At 64.9% G+C, this 482-nt stretch carries 1 protein-coding gene and 1 pseudogene; one reads left to right on the forward strand and one right to left on the reverse strand.

The features are described from left to right. Positions 1-223, forward strand: a 223-nt coding sequence (locus tag AC1D0P_RS28855) for a VOC family protein (protein WP_477679868.1), incomplete at its 5' end; no start/stop codon positions are given. 23 nt (positions 224-246) lie between these two features. Here AC1D0P_RS28855 and AC1D0P_RS28860 read toward each other — a convergent pair. Further along, positions 247-482: pseudogene (locus AC1D0P_RS28860) on the reverse strand (hypothetical protein); the annotation flags it as partial.

Below are 482 nucleotides of genomic sequence, written 5' to 3' on the forward strand. Positions count from 1 at the left end.
GGCGGAAGTCGATCGTCTCTGGGAGGCGCTGGGCGAGGGCGGGTCCTATGAGCACTGTGGATGGCTGCGTGACCGCTGGGGCCTTTCCTGGCAGATCATACCCAAGCGGTTCGGCGAACTGATGGGCGATCCCGATCAGGCGAAGGTCAAGCGCGTCATGGAGGCCATGCTCAAAATGGTGAAGTTCGACATCGACGGGCTTGAGGCGGCGGCGAACGGCTGAAAGCGCACAACGAGGTGGCCGGCTCAGTTCCGGAACAGCCGGCCGCGCTCTGTCCAGAGCACTGCAAGCACGGCGAACAGGCCGCCGAAGCCGAAGGCGAAAGATAGCGGCACGACCGTGCCGTTATAGGCCTGACCCACCACGCCGCCGCCAATGGTGCCGATGGTCGTCGTCACCACGCCGAACAGTGACGAGGCCGTGCCGGCGATATGGCCAAGCGGCTCAAGCGCGATCGCGTTGACATTGCCCTGCAGCACGC

The sequence above is a fragment of the Polaromonas sp. P1_G2 genome (genome assembly GCF_056405515.1).